The following is a 16,321-nucleotide window of genomic DNA, read 5'->3' on the forward strand; positions in this document are numbered from 1 at the left end:
TAAGATTTAAGAGGCAAAAAATATGCGTTATTCCCGTTCTAATCAGAAATCAGAAGAGTTTAACTTGTGGCCATCTTTTACGGATTTAATGGCTAATTCGTTTATGATTTTGAGCCTATTTCTGTTGTTAGCAATTATCAAGTCGATATTTATTCAAACGGTTTCTGATGCGACGGCTTCTCGTTCCGAACAATTAGAAGTACAAATGTCGGAATTACAAAGTAGACTACAACAGCAAACCACTCAGGTGACGGGACTGCAAGGAGAGGTAGCTAGGCTACAAACTGAACTGAGAAATAGAGGCGATCGCATTATGCAATTACAGGGAGAAGTGGAACGCCTAAAATCTCCACCAGTGATTGTATTGCGAGATTCATCATCACGAACATTTGACTCCGGTAGTGCGGTGATTTCGTTAGAATTAGGTGAGTTTATCGATAATAAATTAGTAGCACAAATTAAGGATTTTGCGGAAGATTATGAGGGATATGTGGTAGAAGTCATCGGTCATACTGACGGACAAGTTACAGGGGGCGGTTACAGCAACCTAGACCAAGTATTAGAAGAAGTTGCACGCAATAACCAAGCGGTTACTAGCCTAGTTCCTGGTTCTAATGCGGACTTAGGCTTAATGCGCGCTTTATCAGTTGTCCAAAGATTACAGGGAAATGAAGAATTGCAGTCATTAGGATTAACGTTTAAAGCATATTCGGCGGCGCAATTATATGAGGCTTCGGGAAATTATGCTTCTATTAACCGCACCTCTGACCCCAGTCGCCGCCGGATTGAAATTCGATTCACTCCCAAAGCTGTGGAACAATAATTTAAGGGTTAAAATGGGTTGTACAAGCCCAGACCTCAATTTTACAGTCTCCTTGACCACAGGCGACAATTGAACGCGCCTCAGCTTCGGCCCTATTTACAGCCCAAGCTGATCCAATATTAGAGCCATTAGTGGCGATCGCACCACAACCATTTTTAAACCATACCCGGATCTGACAATCAGCCTGTCCGCAGTATTCTAGGGCGTAACGTTGGGCTTGGGCGAGTGTGGGGTAGTCATGGGAGTAACCCCAGATAGCGGGGTTAGTGGTTGAAGTAGCGATCGCCCCGTAATGATCGCGATTTTGGGCAACAATAGCCCCAGTAGTGATACCTTCAAGCGCAATCAGAATTAACCCAGTCAGACTCAAACACTTAATCATCGGACTTGTACAGGTAGGAAAATAGTCATCACCTTCCCTTGCTGGGGTCGCTGTCGGACAACTAATTTCCCCCCAAGGGCTTGGAACAGATTTTTAGTGACATTTATATTTAAACTTAGACTACCGGTTTCTGGCTGCACCATCAAGACAGGTCCGATAGATTTTAGGGGAGACTTAGGCGCAACTGTAAAAGGGGAATGAGTTTGGGTGTGAGAATGGGACTCTAGCTGCAATTTCAACAACTGTCCGGCGAGTCTTACACCGACTTTAATATGGCTACCAGATGGTAGACTGCGGGTAAAGTTTTCGATCGCCCCGGTTAGCATTTGGTCTAATAAGGTCGGATCACTAACTACAGAGGGTAATTGTTTGGGTAAAATCACCTCTAGGGTATGATTCCGCTGGCTGGCTTGTTTTTGCCATCGTGGTAGTCCGTTTTGGAACACATCTCCTAAAGACATGGTGGTTAACTGCACTCCGGTATTGCTAGGAATTTCGCAAGAGGAGGGGGGATTTGGGGACATTTCCAATTCTACCGCCCGGAAAATCAGGTTAAAGCGATCGATTTGGATGCTACACTCGCGATCAATGGACTCTAAGCGTTTACGGACTACCTCTGGGTCGAAATTCGGACGCTTCAACAGTAGCCGAGTTAAGGTCAGAATTGTGGTTAAGGGGGTGCGAACTTCATGGGCGATCGCCTGTAATAATTCTGCCTGGGATTGTCTAATAGTGTAGTCTGTCCCGACTGATGACCCAACTGTTAATAGGTTTTCAGGTGATTGGGGAACAACTACGGTTTCGGAGGGGTTAGTTTTTGGCTGGGTTGGGCGATCGCATGGTAGGGCTGAGTTTTGCAGCAGCAAACGGCTAAACTGGGTCACAGTTTGATAATGGGGGGCGACTGGGGGAAATTGTGAGGCGATCGCATCTAGTTGAGTAATATAATGGTGATCGTGACTGGGGACGGTTGAGGACTGTTTAACCATGCGTTGGCGCAACAGCAACAGCGATCGCTTGACTAGATCTGGATCAAAAGAAAACAAAAACGCCGGATCGTTAGCAGGATTAACCCCTAACACCATCACTAGGCTAAATTCGGCGGTCAAGACTAAACAAAATCTCTCCCCCATAAGTGGATCGTCTCCAGATAAGGGAAAAGCTGACTGAAAGGGTAACTGATTAATTTTTTCTGCACAAACGGGAATATCCCCCTTGTGGGATGCGGGTAATAACCGAAATCCCCTTTCTCTTCCCCATACTGATCCTACAGACCCGAATTGCGATTCACAGGTCAAAATTAGGGTAGTGAAATCACTCGCTAGACGGGGATTCATTAATACCGGAGATGGACCAGAGATGACATAACCACGATGGGAATAAGGTGGGGGAATATCGCTGATCAGTTGATTGTCATTGGTTGATGAAATTCTCGGATATCTGGGGGGGGTCACTTCTAGGAATTGATTTAAGCTACGAATAGCCCCATACCAGTCGGCTTCGGCTTTCTGGCGGGAATAACGACTGCGATCGCCTATTAGGGCTTCACTAGCTAAAATTTCGCTTAAAGTTGCTACACTAAAATCACTCATAGCTTTCTCTCCATCGTTTCCGATTGATTAGCGCCATTCATATAATTACCCTGACTCTGGAAAATGAAATACTGAATATGGGTTAACTTATCCTATTTTCAGCATATCTGCTATTATGCTCCAGTAGATTCGTAGAACCGAACCCGTCACGCCGTAGAAACCGTTCGTTATCCTATTCCCCTCAGCCAGAACCTACCACTACACTGATTCACTCCACCAACAATTAAACTTATATCAATTTTGACTAAAATTTACCCGCCACGACGGATATTAGTAATTATCAGTATGATTCAATTTAAAAGTATGTTGAATTTGCGCGACAGCTAAGGGTAAGATGGCGGCGATCGCTTGCCAATTCTTACCCTACCGAAAAAACAGGTTTTCGGGATATTTATTTGATAGGTAATCTGTTCCCTGTTTTTACCCAAAACCCTGGTTAATTAATAGTGATTGGCAAATTTTACCCCTCATTAGAATCTTCTAAAATCGGCAGAATTTCATCAACAGGTAAGCCTAAAATTTCGGCGATCGCTTCCGAAGCATAACCCAGGTTATTCAAACGTAGGACAATGTTTCGCGTGATTTCTTCGCGACCTTCCTGGAGACCTTCCTGGAGACCTTCCTGGAGACCTTCTAGGCGACCTTCCTGGCGACCTTCCTGGCGACCTTCTAGGCGACCTTCCTGGAGACCTTCTAGGCGACCTTCCTGGAGACCTTCCGTAAAGGCTTCTTGATAGAAACGAGTTTGTTTTAAATCAGTTAATCCTAACATTCTAGCAATCTCCTCGCGACTAGCTTGGGGTAGTTTATAGACTACAATAGTTTCGATTAAATCAATGATATCGCGTCTCAGGGGGGCTGGTGGGAGTATTTGTTGAGCTTGTTCAATCAGTTGTTGGGCTGATTCTATAGCTACAGACTCCGATGCGACTACTAACTTAATGATACCTACCCCTAAGCCGTTTTCGCCTTCCAACTCGTCTAGGTAAATGCGGGTCACTGCTTCTGAGTTGAGAATTTGGCTAAAGTGTTGAGACTTTTCGCGCTCTGTGTTACGGTTAGGGTAGATGACTACAACTCTCCAGGGGTAAGGGGGTTGATACTGTCGCAGATAGAGGAAAAGTTCCGCAAAAATCCGATAGTACAGGTCATCGTCGGGTTGAAATTGTACTTCCGTCAGATAAAAGGGTTGGCTAGGGTTGTCGGTACTGGGAAAGAATAACCCGTCTAAGCGAAAGGCGAGTTGTTTGACTTCTAGGTTGGTGAATTGATATTGATCAGCTTCTGTGAGAGGAAGGTTCAGCAGTTCAAAGAAGCTGCGCGGGTATTGTTGGAAGATGCGGTAAAATATGCTATCGGTTTTCACTGGCTTATGGCGAGATTGGTGATCGGAAATTCATTGAACCCTGGCCAATGGGTTGATATGACTCTAATAATGCTATAGTAACACCTACTGATTGATAGAAACGAGTTTGTTTTAAATCAGTTAATCCTAACATTCTAGCAATCTCCTCGCGACTAGCTTGGGGTAGTTTATAGACTACAATAATGCCGGGTGATGTTTTGCTGCTTAGGATGCAGTCATAGCTAAGGGTAAGATGGCGGCGATCGCTTGCCAATTCTTACCCTACCGAAAAAACAGGTTTTCGGGATATTTATTTAATAGGTAATCGGTTCCCTGTTTTTACCCAAAAACCTGGTTAATTAATAGTGATTTGCAAATTTTACCCCTTATGAGAATCTTCTAAAATCGGCAGAATTTCATCAACAGGTAAGCCTAAAATTTCGGCGATCGCTTCCGAAGCATAACCCAGGTTATTCAAACGTAGGACAATGTTTCGCGTGATTTCTTCGCGACCTTCCTGGCGACCTTCCTGGAGACCTTCCGTAAAGGCTTCTTGATAGAAACGAGTTTGTTTTAAATCAGTTAATCCTAACATTCTAGCAATCTCCTCGCGACTAGCTTGGGGTAGTTTATAGACTACAATAGTTTCGATTAAATCAATGATATCGCGTCTCAGGGGGGCTGGTGGGAGTATTTGTTGAGCTTGTTCAATCAGTTGTTGGGCTGATTCTATAGCTACAGACTCCGATGCGACTACTAACTTAATGATACCTACCCCTAAGCCGTTTTCGCCTTCCAACTCGTCTAGGTAAATGCGGGTCACTGCTTCTGAGTTGAGAATTTGGCTAAAGTGTTGAGACTTTTCGCGCTCTGTGTTACGGTTAGGGTAGATGACTACAACTCTCCAGGGGTAAGGGGGTTGATACTGTCGCAGATAGAGGAAAAGTTCCGCAAAAATCCGATAGTACAGGTCATCGTCGGGTTGAAATTGTACTTCCGTCAGATAAAAGGGTTGGCTAGGGTTGTCGGTACTGGGAAAGAATAACCCGTCTAAGCGAAAGGCGAGTTGTTTGACTTCTAGGTTGGTGAATTGATATTGATCAGCTTCTGTGAGAGGAAGGTTCAGCAGTTCAAAGAAGCTGCGCGGGTATTGTTGGAAGATGCGGTAAAATATGCTATCGGTTTTCACTGGCTTATGGCGAGATTGGTGATCGGAAATTCATTGAACCCTGGCCAATGGGTTGATATGACTCTAATAATGCTATAGTAACACCTACTGATTGATAGAAACGAGTTTGTTTTAAATCAGTTAATCCTAACATTCTAGCAATCTCCTCGCGACTAGCTTGGGGTAGTTTATAGACTACAATAATGCCGGGTGATGTTTTGCTGCTTAGGATGCAGTCATAGCTAAGGGTAAGATGGCGGCGATCGCTTGCCAATTCTTACCCTACCGAAAAAACAGGTTTTCGGGATATTTATTTAATAGGTAATCGGTTCCCTGTTTTTACCCAAAAACCTGGTTAATTAATAGTGATTTGCAAATTTTACCCCTTATTAGAATCTTCTAAAATCGGCAGAATTTCATCAACAGGTAAGCCTAAAATTTCGGCGATCGCTTCCGAAGCATAACCCAGGTTATTCAAACGTAGGACAATGTTTCGCGTGATTTCTTCGCGACCTTCCTGGAGACCTTCCTGGCGACCTTCCTGGAGACCTTCCTGGAGACCTTCTAGGCGACCTTCCTGGCGACCTTCCTGGCGACCTTCTAGGCGACCTTCCTGGAGACCTTCGGTAAAGGCTTCTTGATAGAAACGAGTTTGTTTTAAATCAGTTAATCCTAACATTCTAGCAATCTCCTCGCGACTAGCTTGGGGTAGTTTATAGACTACAATAATGCCGGGTGATGTTTTGCTGCTTAGGATGCAGTCATAGCTAAGGGTAAGATGGCGGCGATCGCTTGCCAATTCTTACCCAGTTTTACCTAAACAACAGCTTTTCGGGATATTTATTTGATAGGTAATCTGTTCCCTGTTTTTACCCAAAACCCTGGTTAATTAATAGTGATTGGCAAATTTTACCCCTCATTAGAATCTTCTAAAATCGGCAGAATTTCATCAACAGGTAAGCCTAAAATTTCGGCGATCGCTTCCGAAGCATAACCCAGGTTATTCAAACGTAGGACAATGTTTCGCGTGATTTCTTCGCGACCTTCCTGGCGACCTTCCTGGAGACCTTCCTGGAGACCTTCCTGGAGACCTTCTAGGCGACCTTCCTGGCGACCTTCCTGGCGACCTTCCTGGAGACCTTCCTGGAGACCTTCTAGGCGACCTTCCTGGCGACCTTCCTGGCGACCTTCCTGGCGACCTTCTAGGCGACCTTCCTGGCGACCTTCTAGGCGACCTTCCTGGAGACCTTCTAGGCGACCTTCCTGGAGACCTTCCGTAAAGGCTTCTTGATAGAAACGAGTTTGTTTTAAATCAGTTAATCCTAACATTCTAGCAATCTCCTCGCGACTAGCTTGGGGTAGTTTATAGACTACAATAGTTTCGATTAAATCAATGATATCGCGTCTCAGGGGGGCTGGTGGGAGTATTTGTTGAGCTTGTTCAATCAGTTGTTGGGCTGATTCTATAGCTACAGACTCCGATGCGACTACTAACTTAATGATACCTACCCCTAAGCCGTTTTCGCCTTCCAACTCGTCTAGGTAAATGCGGGTCACTGCTTCTGAGTTGAGAATTTGGCTAAAGTGTTGAGACTTTTCGCGCTCTGTGTTACGGTTAGGGTAGATGACTACAACTCTCCAGGGGTAAGGGGGTTGATACTGTCGCAGATAGAGGAAAAGTTCCGCAAAAATCCGATAGTACAGGTCATCGTCGGGTTGAAATTGTACTTCCGTCAGATAAAAGGGTTGGCTAGGGTTGTCGGTACTGGGAAAGAATAACCCGTCTAAGCGAAAGGCGAGTTGTTTGACTTCTAGGTTGGTGAATTGATATTGATCAGCTTCTGTGAGAGGAAGGTTCAGCAGTTCAAAGAAGCTGCGCGGGTATTGTTGGAAGATGCGGTAAAATATGCTATCGGTTTTCACTGGCTTATGGCGAGATTGGTGATCGGAAATTCATTGAACCCTGGCCAATGGGTTGATATGACTCTAATAATGCTATAGTAACACCTACTGATTGATAGAAACGAGTTTGTTTTAAATCAGTTAATCCTAACATTCTAGCAATCTCATGGCGACTAGCTTGGGGTAGTTTATAGACTACAATAATGCCGGGTGATGTTTTGCTGCTTACGATGCAGTCATAGCTAAGGGTAAGATGGCGGCGATCGCTTGCCAATTCTTACCCAGTTTTACCTAAACAACAGCTTTTCGGGATATTTATTTGATAGGTAATCGGTTCCCTATTTTGACCCAAAACCCTGGTTAATTAATAGTGATTGGCAAATTTTACCCCTCATTAGAATCTTCTAAAATCGGCAGAATTTCATCAATAGGTAAGCCTAAAATTTCGGCGATCGCTTCCGAAGCATAACCCAGGTTATTCAAACGTAGGACAATGTTTCGCGTGATTTCTTCGCGACCTTCTAGGCGACCTTCCTGGCGACCTTCCTGGAGACCTTCCGTAAAGGCTTCTTGATAGAAACGAGTTTGTTTTAAATCAGTTAATCCTAACATTCTAGCAATCTCCTCGCGACTAGCTTGGGGTAGTTTATAGACTACAATAGTTTCGATTAAATCAATGATATCGCGTCTCAGGGGGGCTGGTGGGAGTATTTGTTGAGCTTGTTCAATCAGTTGTTGGGCTGATTCTATAGCTACAGACTCCGATGCGACTACTAACTTAATGATACCTACCCCTAAGCCGTTTTCGCCTTCCAACTCGTCTAGGTAAATGCGGGTCACTGCTTCCGAGTTGAGAATTTGGCTAAAGTGTTGAGACTTTTCACGCTCAGTGTTACGGTTAGGGTAGATGACTACAACTCTCCAGGGGTAAGGGGGTTGATACTGTCGCAGATAGAGGAAAAGTTCCGCAAAAATCCGATAGTACAGGTCATCGTCCGGTTGAAATTGTACTTCCGTCAGATAAAAGGGTTGGCTAGGGTTGTCGGTACTGGGAAAGAATAACCCGTCTAAGCGAAAGGCGAGTTGTTTGACTTCTAGGTTGGTGAATTGATATTGATCAGCTTCTGTGGGAGGAAGGTTCAGCAGTTCAAAGAAGCTGCGCGGGTATTGTTGGAAGATGCGGTAAAATATGCTATCGGTTTTCACTGGCTTATGGCGAGATTGGTGATCGGAAATTCATTGAACCCTGGCAAATGGGTTGATATGACTCTAATAATGTTATAGTAACACCTACTGATTCATCAATATTGTTATCTATTATGAACACTACCTTTGCAGATGTCAAAACTATAGTCCAGGATTTAATTACCCGCTATCGTCATCGGGTGGATTATTTAGCGATCCGAATTGAGGAATCAGAGGAAACTAATATTTTATTAAGGGGCGATCGCATTGAAACTTTGAGCGAGGGTTTGTCTTTAGGGGGACAGGTACGCGCTTGTTATCGAGGCGGTTGGGGTTTTGCTAGTTTTAATGATTTATCTAAGCTAGAAGACCGGATTCAAGAATCAATTATGGCCGCGCGATTAATTGGTACTGAAGAAACTATCCTCGCGCCAATTCCGATTATTGAAGATAGCTATATTTTACCGCTGACCGGTTCCGATCCTCGTCATATTCCCCTGTCGGACAAAAAGACATTATGCGATCGCTATGGAGAAATTCTCCGCAGTGTTGATGACAAAATCACCACCATTTCTGTTAGCTATAATGATAGCACTCAACGGATGCTCCTAGCTACCTCTGAGGGGACTTTACTAGAACAGGGTTGGGTAGATATGGAAATGCGTTTTGCCGCCACAGCGCGCCACGGAGAAACCGTCCAGACCGGACGAGAAACCACAGGTTCCAGAACAGCCTATGAAGACCTAACCCAACTTGATCATCAGGTTCGCAGCGCCGCCAAACGGGCTGTTAATTCTCTTAATTTACCTCCCGTCCGGGGCAATATTTACACTGTAGTTATTGACCCAATTTTGTCCGGTTTATTCGTTCATGAAGCCTTTGGGCATCTTTCAGAAGCAGATATGGCTTACGAAAATCCTGACCTCTTGGAAGTCATGACTTTAGGGCGAGAATTTGGGCCGAAAAACCTCCAAATTTTTGATGGTGCATCCCCAGCAGGACATCGGGGTAGTTATTTTTATGATGATGAAGGAACCCCCGCTACTAAAACTCAATTAATCCAAGATGGGCGATTAGTCGGACGGCTACACTCCCGCGAAACTGCTGGTAAATTAGGAGAAAATCCCACCGGAAATGCTCGTTGTTTAAATTACCATTATCCCCCTTTAGTACGGATGACTAACACTTGGATTGAACGGGGAAATACTCCCGTCGAGGATTTGTTTAGTGAGATTAAATTGGGGGTTTATGCACGGAATTGGTTGGGGGGAATGACTAACGGCGAAATGTTTACTTTTAGTGCTGGAGAAGCCTGTATGATTCGCAATGGAAAATTAGCGGAACCTGTCCGGGATGTTACCCTATCTGGTAATGTGTTTACCACTTTGGCAGATATTGAGGAAATTGGTGATGATTTCTATTGGGATGAGTCGGGAGGTTGTGGAAAAGGAGGTCAAAATGGGCTACCTGTAGGCTGCGGTGGTCCTAGTTTGCGTATCCGTAATGTGGTTGTGGGAGGAGAAGCATCATAAATTAATTAAAAGCCTCTAAAAGTCACTACCACCCCCACCCCCACCACTACTACCCCCACCAAAACTCCCACCACTACTACTACTACCCCCACCAAAACTGCCACCACCACTACCGCTACTTCCACCACTACTGGAGGATGATGATAAGCTGGGAATTGTGTGGTCGGTTTTTGTATTGTAGTTGCAACATTCACATTGATAGGTAATCCGTAGGAGTCCTGTACTATATTGAGTGGGTGAGACGACGGTTTGTGATGTGCTGGTTACGGTTAATTCTTTACCAATAGGACATTCTGAATGGCTGGGCTTGTTAACGTAGGCTTTTAGATAGATAGTATCGCGACTCAGTGCGCCTACTTCAGGACTCCACCACGCCTCAAAACTAACATTTCCGAGTTTGGCGGCTACCTGTTCATGGTCTGTTAATAGGGGTTGGAGTTCTGCGGTTTCTAAGGGTTCTAGGAAAACTTGTGAATCAGTATTATAAACAGGACGGAATGAACGCTGATTTTTGTTTTTCTTAAAACGCCATTCAATGAGTTGAGAACTGATGGTAAAACAGCCAATCAAACTAATTAGAGATGTGATAATTATTCCCGATTTAATTATGCCAATCCATGATTCTTGATAGGATATTAACCACCCTATTAACCAAAAAATTAACCCAAAAATTAACCAAAAAAAGAAACCTATGGACAAAATACCTACACAGAATGCCATAATGATGAGCTGATAAATTTTGGTGGGCTGATGAATTTTGGTGGGCTGATTAATTTTGGTGGGCCGATTAATTTTGGTCATTGATACTAAGATAGTTTTATACGCTTTTTTATACGCTTTACCCACCAGGTTTATAAACAATATAGCTATCAGAGCCACCCCTGAAAATGGAGCTAATTGTGGGGTTCGATACAACATCCATAATACGGGGATAGCAGTTAAGGCAAATAATACACAAAATATACCTAAGCGGACATAAGTATAAGCGCCAGTTTCACTGGGGTCAAATGTTGTAATCCGCTGATAGTCTCCAGGCTTAACCAAAATAGGTTTTTGGGCTTCACGGCTGGCTAAATTATAAAAAGTACATGATAATAAACCGGCTGAACCTGTCAAAAACCAAACTAAATTAGGGATATCTATAGGGGGTTGAAGGCTGGCATCAAAAACGTGGTATTCTACGGCTTGAATTAAGGCTTGAGTTCCGGCTAAAATGCCATCATTAAAATTATCATTTCTTAAATAAGGAACTACATGATTATCAATAATTCGCCCGACTCTCGCATCAGGTAAAACTCTCTCAATACCGTATCCGGTCTCAATTTCTACACGGCGATCGCCTACAGATGTTAAAAATAAAAGACCGTTATCTTGACCCTGTTTACCAATTCCCCAATGATTAAATAGTGCAGTGGTAAAGGCTTTAGGGGAAGGATAAGACCCGGTTTCAGGAACTGTCACCACAGCAATTTCGGTCCCGTTTTTTTCTTCGAGTTCAAAAATCATCTGATTTAATCGGTCTTCTGTTTCATTGCTGAGAACATTCGCCATATCTGTCACCCATCCCCCATATACTTCTTGAGGATTAGGAACTTCTGAGGGAGTGAGACTATAACTGACGGAAGGCTGTGATATCAGGATGATGCTAAAACAGAGAATTCCTAAGCACCATACTCCTAAAATGCGACCGTAGCGCTGGATACTGTTAATTTTCATAATTCCAGGTTAACTCATCAGCAAGTTATGTGATATTATAAGGACCTACAATCAGCAGAGGAGCAATTCTTTAAGAAAACTTAATTTTTGGGGGAGAGGAAGATTGATGAATGATGCTGCTGATAGCAATATTCCCGAAAGACTCGCGCCAGAAGTGTTAGAAGTGGCTTCTCGCTTGTATCAGGAAGCTATTGATAGTTATTCGATCGCCGAACTCCAGGAAGCGGGTGCGGAGGTTTCTATTCCGCCAGAATTTATCGAAAAAGCGATCGCCGAAATTGAGAAACAGCGCCAACTAGAAGCGATCGCCCAACAAAAAGCCACCCAACTTAAATCTGGGTTAACATTAGGGGGGATAGTTTTCGCAGTAGTAACGGTATTATGGACTATTGTTACTTATAATTTAATTTCAGCCAGGTATCAGCAAACCCAAGCATCCTGGAGTCAAGTAGAAAACCAACTCCAGCGGCGGGCTGATTTAATTCCTAATTTATTAGCTGTAACTCAAGCACAAGCACAACACGAACAGCAAATTATTAACCTGTTAATTGAATCGAGGGAACAGTTTTTACAAGCCAATTCTGCATCGGAAAAATTAGTAGCTAATGATGAAATGAATTTAGCTATTGGGCAATTTAATCAGTATGTAGTCAGCCAGCCCCAACTGGGTTCTTCCCCGGCTTTTATCGGTCTTATGTATGAATTAGCTGGGACAGAAAACCGCATAGCTACTGAAAGACAAAGATATAACCAAACTGTCCAAGAATATAATCAATACCTCCAACGTTTTCCTAACTCTATAGTTGCTGCTATTTTTGGTTTTGAGGAAAAGCCTTTTTTTCGCGCTGAAAATACCCAGGTTCCTAAGATTGAATAAAAGCAGAAAGTCAACCGCCATCTAGTCAAAATTAATCCTATAGGAGGTTGACAAAATCGGATATTTATGATAAAAAAGGGATTTTTAATCAACCCAATTTTTAGCCCTACTGATGGCGCGTGTCCACATAATAAAATGATCGCGCGCCTGTGCGGAGCCTCCTCCGGGTTCAAATATGCGATCGACTTGGCGGCGAGAAATCAAATCCTGGTAACTATCCCAAAAACCGATCGCCAAACCCGCACCAAAAGCGGCCCCTTGGGCGGTAGCATCCAAAATGGCGGGACGTTCGACAGGAATACCCAACAAATCGGCTTGAAACTGCATCAAAAAATTATTTCGGGAAGCGCCGCCATCAACCTTCAGCAGAGAAATAGAAGTTTGACAATCCTTATTCATAGCTTCCACGACCTCACCGACTTGATAAGCGATCGACTCCAAAACCGATCGCACCAAATGTTGTCGCTGTACACCGCCAGTAATACCCATAAAAGCACCCCTAGCACTCATATCCCAGTGAGGGGCTCCCAAACCGCTGAGGGCTGGCACAAAATAAACTCCATTAGTATCATGAACCTGGCGACACAATCCCTCAGTTTCCGCCGCCGAATCAATCAATTTAATTCCATCTCGCAGCCATTGAATACAAGCGCCGGTGGTAAACATAGCCCCCTCCAGGGCATAATTTGCCGAAATCGGGCGGTCTCCCTGCTGTTGAGTCCATGCCATAGTAGACAAAAGTTGATTATGCGATCGCGTCAAAATCTCCCCAGTCTGAGAAATCAAAAAACATCCCGTCCCATAGGTACATTTCAACATCCCCGGCTGGTCGCAACCGTGAGCAAATAAAGCAGCCTGCTGGTCTCCCAAAATAGCCGTAATCGGAATTTCCACCCCCAATAGATTCGGGTCAGTTTTACCAAAAAAGCCGATACTGGGTTTAATTTCCGGCATGATATGGCGAGGAATACCAAACAAATCTAGCAAAACCGGACCCCAATCACCCCGATCCAAATTCATTAACATAGTGCGGCTGGCGTTGCTGTGGTCTGTAGCGTGAACCTTTCCCCCCGTAAGTTTCCATAGCGCCCAGGTATCCACAGTTCCGGCTAAGACATTATCCAAATTAACATGGGGCTTTTCTCGTTTTACCCAGTCAAGTAACCAAGCCAATTTAGTTGCCGAAAAATAGGCATCAACCACCAATCCTGTGCGTTCTTGAATTTCCTCAGCCTTTCCTTGCTCGGCTAATTCTCGGCATTTAGCAGCCGTGCGGCGATCCTGCCAAACGATCGCATTATGAAGAGGCTCTCCCGTCGTCTTATCCCACAACATACAGGTTTCGCGCTGCACCGTCAAACCAATAGCTTGCACTTGGGTCGGAGAAATCCCCGTATCCCGAAATACCCGTTGCATCATCTCTGACGTATCTTCCCAAATCTGTTGCGGGTCATGTTCCAACCAACCAGGTTGAGGATAATGTTGTGTAAGTTCTTTATAAGCCTGACCTGCGATGGAACCTTCAGCATTAAACAAAATCGCCCGATTGCCTGTTGTGCCTAAATCCAGGGCTAAAATATATTGAGTATTTAATGTAGTCATGAGCATTTCTTTGAAAAAACTTACGAAACTAGCACGATCATTTGAAAGCCCCATTGCTTCAGCGCGGGGATGAAAAACAACGGCGACTTTAGTCGCCTTAGGCTAGATGTGCTAACATCACAGCATGATTGTACTTGAGTTTAAGGCAAAAACCAAACCGCTACCAGCTTTAGCCATAGACGAGGCTATTCGGACGGCTCAATTCATCCGTAACAAAGCCTTGCGCTATTGGATGGATAACCAAGGGGTTGGCAGGTACGACCTCAGCCGACTCTGTAAAGAGTTAGCTGAGGAATTTCCTTTTGCCAGAAAACTCAACTCGATGGCTCGTCAAGCGGCAGGAGAACGCGCTTGGAATGCAATTAGCCGGTTCTTTGAGAACTGTAGGAAAGGCATCAAGCCAGTAGGGTATCCTAAGTTTAAGAAACACTCTCGTTCAGTAGAGTACAAAACCTCTGGCTGGAAGCTACTTGAACCTAAGCGTATTAAGTTTACAGATGGTTTTGCTATCGGCGAGTTGCGCTTGATTGGTAGCTATGATTTAGCCCATTATGACGAATCACAAATTAAGCGGGTTCGGCTAGTCCGTCGGGCGGATGGGTACTATGTTCAGTTCTGCATCAAAGCAGATTGTCGAGTGCAGACAAAACCCAGTCAAAAAGCTATTGGGATAGATATGGGACTGCGATATTTCATAGCCACCAGTGATGGCAGTGTAATAGAGGCACCTCAGTTCTACAGAAAAGCTGAAAAGCAGCTTAATCGTGCGAATAGGCGGAAATCTCGAAAGTTTCGTAAAGGAGCAAAACCTCAGTCCCAGAACTATCACAAGGCTAGGAATCGGTATGCTCGCGAGCATTTGAGAGCATGATTTAATCTCAAATTAGGTTAACATTTTACGGCAATACGGTATAATACCAAGTATGGTGCGAGACCTTCGGGTATGAAATAGAGCTGAAATGGGCGTGGGGACTACCCGGTGAGGACTTCAACCCCTTGGTTGATTGGGTCGCATCCCTGGCCATCCCATAACACAGCCTGATTTTTTGGCCCCCCTTCGAGACTTCCAATATGGTTGCCAAGGTGAAGCGTCTAATCAGGTCTAAGACTGCCCGCGCCATGCTGACATGGGCGCATTATCGATTCAAACTAACCCTGAGACATCAAGGGGAAATAACTGGAACCACAGTTGTAGATGTGACGGAAGAATACACCAGCAAAACCTGTACTCACTGTGGTCAGATGCATTCCCAGCTAGGTGGCTCAAAAGTGTTCCGATGTCCTGAGTGCGGGTTCACTCTACCCAGGGACTGGAACGGTGCTTTTGGAATCTTTCTAAAAGCTTTGCGGGATACCGCCTCTGTTACCTTAACCGGTAATAGTGCTATCGTCGCATTGTCCGGGAACAACCGGAAAAATGTCGCGTAAATGTATCAGTTTCCAATATAGTCAGTGTTAATGCCATAATGAAACCGCCGGCCGTTATCAGGGTTCAATACTCCTATCGTCGTCCTCACACATGATCATGCTGATGAATAGATTACCCAAACACCTACAACTGCTATTGTGGAAACAGTCCGTGTCTGGCTGTAGTTCTGGTAGCCCCAAAATTACCCATGTACTGGGAGTTATAATAGCGATCGCCATCTTTCCATTTTTATCTACTGGGGGTATCTTCAGCCCGTATCCAGGTAACGCCCAAAGTCCCAGAGGTTCTGGTCAAGCCATGACCGTCCGTTCCGATATACAGGAAGCCGATGCTAACACCGGAATTGTCACCGCTAGGGGAAACGTACAAATAGACTACCCCGCCCGTCAAATTCAAGCCACCGCCGCCCAAGCCCAATACTTCAGCCAGGAACGTCGCATCATCCTGAGCGGGAATGTTTTAGTTTTACAAAATGGCAACACTATCCGAGGAGAAACCGTCACCTATCTAATTGATGAAGGGCGATTTATCGCCACTCCCCGCCAAGGCGGACAGGTCGAGTCAATTTATCTGCTTCCCGACAACACCAGCGAGCAAAACAACGCTGCCTGCTCAACCATTTAACCCCTTACCCGCCTTTCAAACCCCTTTAGGTTCCCCGTAGAATTCAACCTGATGGGTAATCAGGAATATAATCAGGAATATATTTCTGTTGCCTGTAATCTCTGTTGTCCGTTGCCTGATATAACTATCTATATCACCGTTAAC

At 44.5% G+C, this 16,321-nt stretch carries 14 protein-coding genes and 3 pseudogenes; 6 read left to right on the plus strand and 11 right to left on the minus strand.

The window, feature by feature from the left end:
• Positions 1-22: 22 nt before the first annotated feature.
• Positions 23-823: a hypothetical protein gene (locus tag HFV01_RS16675; protein ID WP_006626286.1), complete on the plus strand. Its 801-nt coding sequence runs from the start codon at positions 23-25 to the stop codon at positions 821-823.
• Between the two features lies 1 nt (position 824).
• Here HFV01_RS16675 and HFV01_RS16680 read toward each other — a convergent pair whose 3' ends face one another.
• From HFV01_RS16680 to HFV01_RS16720, 9 genes and pseudogenes are all read right to left on the minus strand, one after another.
• Complete coding sequence (locus tag HFV01_RS16680) at positions 825-1,205, minus strand: DUF4189 domain-containing protein (protein ID WP_006626287.1); 381 nt, start codon at positions 1,203-1,205, stop codon at positions 825-827.
• Positions 1,202-2,797 (minus strand): sensor histidine kinase, encoded by a 1,596-nt coding sequence (locus tag HFV01_RS16685; RefSeq protein ID WP_006626288.1) that lies wholly within the window; start codon positions 2,795-2,797, stop codon positions 1,202-1,204. The genes HFV01_RS16680 and HFV01_RS16685 overlap by 4 nt, the downstream gene beginning before the upstream one ends.
• 460 nt (positions 2,798-3,257) lie before the next feature.
• Complete coding sequence (locus tag HFV01_RS16690) at positions 3,258-4,163, minus strand: Rpn family recombination-promoting nuclease/putative transposase (RefSeq protein ID WP_006626289.1); 906 nt, start codon at positions 4,161-4,163, stop codon at positions 3,258-3,260.
• A gap of 4 nt (positions 4,164-4,167) precedes the next feature.
• Entirely contained in the window at positions 4,168-4,416 is a 249-nt protein-coding gene (locus HFV01_RS16695) for a hypothetical protein (RefSeq protein ID WP_108614964.1), read from the minus strand.
• Positions 4,417-4,521: 105 nt separating this feature from the next.
• Positions 4,522-5,331: an Rpn family recombination-promoting nuclease/putative transposase gene (locus HFV01_RS16700; RefSeq protein WP_193520222.1), complete on the minus strand. Its 810-nt coding sequence runs from the start codon at positions 5,329-5,331 to the stop codon at positions 4,522-4,524.
• A 4-nt stretch (positions 5,332-5,335) separates the two neighbouring features.
• Complete coding sequence (locus HFV01_RS16705) at positions 5,336-5,584, minus strand: hypothetical protein (RefSeq protein WP_108614964.1); 249 nt, start codon at positions 5,582-5,584, stop codon at positions 5,336-5,338.
• Between the two features lie 105 nt (positions 5,585-5,689).
• Positions 5,690-6,037 (minus strand): annotated as a pseudogene (locus HFV01_RS16710) (Rpn family recombination-promoting nuclease/putative transposase); the annotation flags it as partial.
• A gap of 182 nt (positions 6,038-6,219) precedes the next feature.
• A complete protein-coding gene (locus HFV01_RS16715) occupies positions 6,220-7,233 on the minus strand; it encodes an Rpn family recombination-promoting nuclease/putative transposase (RefSeq protein ID WP_193520224.1) in 1,014 nt (337 codons plus the stop codon).
• A 363-nt stretch (positions 7,234-7,596) separates the two neighbouring features.
• Positions 7,597-8,418: an Rpn family recombination-promoting nuclease/putative transposase gene (locus HFV01_RS16720; protein ID WP_006626293.1), complete on the minus strand. Its 822-nt coding sequence runs from the start codon at positions 8,416-8,418 to the stop codon at positions 7,597-7,599.
• A 113-nt stretch (positions 8,419-8,531) separates the two neighbouring features.
• Between HFV01_RS16720 and HFV01_RS16725 the strand changes: the two genes are divergently transcribed.
• Entirely contained in the window at positions 8,532-9,929 is a 1,398-nt protein-coding gene (locus HFV01_RS16725; RefSeq protein WP_193520225.1) for a TldD/PmbA family protein, read from the plus strand.
• Between the two features lie 15 nt (positions 9,930-9,944).
• Here HFV01_RS16725 and HFV01_RS16730 read toward each other — a convergent pair whose 3' ends face one another.
• On the minus strand, positions 9,945-11,645 hold the full coding sequence (locus HFV01_RS16730; protein ID WP_193520226.1) for a TPM domain-containing protein: 1,701 nt from the start codon (positions 11,643-11,645) through the stop codon (positions 9,945-9,947).
• Positions 11,646-11,751: 106 nt separating this feature from the next.
• Here HFV01_RS16730 and HFV01_RS16735 point away from each other — a divergent pair, with 106 nt between their 5' ends.
• Positions 11,752-12,522, plus strand: a complete 771-nt coding sequence (locus tag HFV01_RS16735; protein WP_193520227.1) for a LemA family protein — start codon at positions 11,752-11,754, stop codon at positions 12,520-12,522.
• A gap of 84 nt (positions 12,523-12,606) precedes the next feature.
• On the opposite strand, the gene glpK is transcribed toward HFV01_RS16735, so the two are convergent.
• Entirely contained in the window at positions 12,607-14,124 is a 1,518-nt protein-coding gene (glpK, locus tag HFV01_RS16740) for a glycerol kinase GlpK (RefSeq protein WP_006626298.1), read from the minus strand.
• A gap of 124 nt (positions 14,125-14,248) precedes the next feature.
• Here glpK and HFV01_RS16745 point away from each other — a divergent pair, with 124 nt between their 5' ends.
• The 3 genes and pseudogenes from HFV01_RS16745 to HFV01_RS16755 all read left to right on the plus strand — a co-directional run bounded on the left by HFV01_RS16745 (position 14,249) and on the right by HFV01_RS16755 (position 16,217).
• The gene (locus HFV01_RS16745) at positions 14,249-14,995 is read left to right on the plus strand and encodes an RNA-guided endonuclease InsQ/TnpB family protein (protein ID WP_006626299.1); all 747 of its coding nucleotides are present in this window, start codon (positions 14,249-14,251) and stop codon (positions 14,993-14,995) included.
• A 161-nt stretch (positions 14,996-15,156) separates the two neighbouring features.
• A pseudogene (locus HFV01_RS16750) lies at positions 15,157-15,552 on the plus strand (zinc ribbon domain-containing protein); the annotation flags it as partial.
• Positions 15,553-15,643: 91 nt separating this feature from the next.
• Positions 15,644-16,217: pseudogene (locus tag HFV01_RS16755) on the plus strand (LptA/OstA family protein).
• Positions 16,218-16,321 lie beyond the last annotated feature (104 nt).

The organism is Limnospira fusiformis SAG 85.79, assembly GCF_012516315.1.
Lineage (GTDB): Bacteria > Cyanobacteriota > Cyanobacteriia > Cyanobacteriales > Microcoleaceae > Limnospira > Limnospira fusiformis.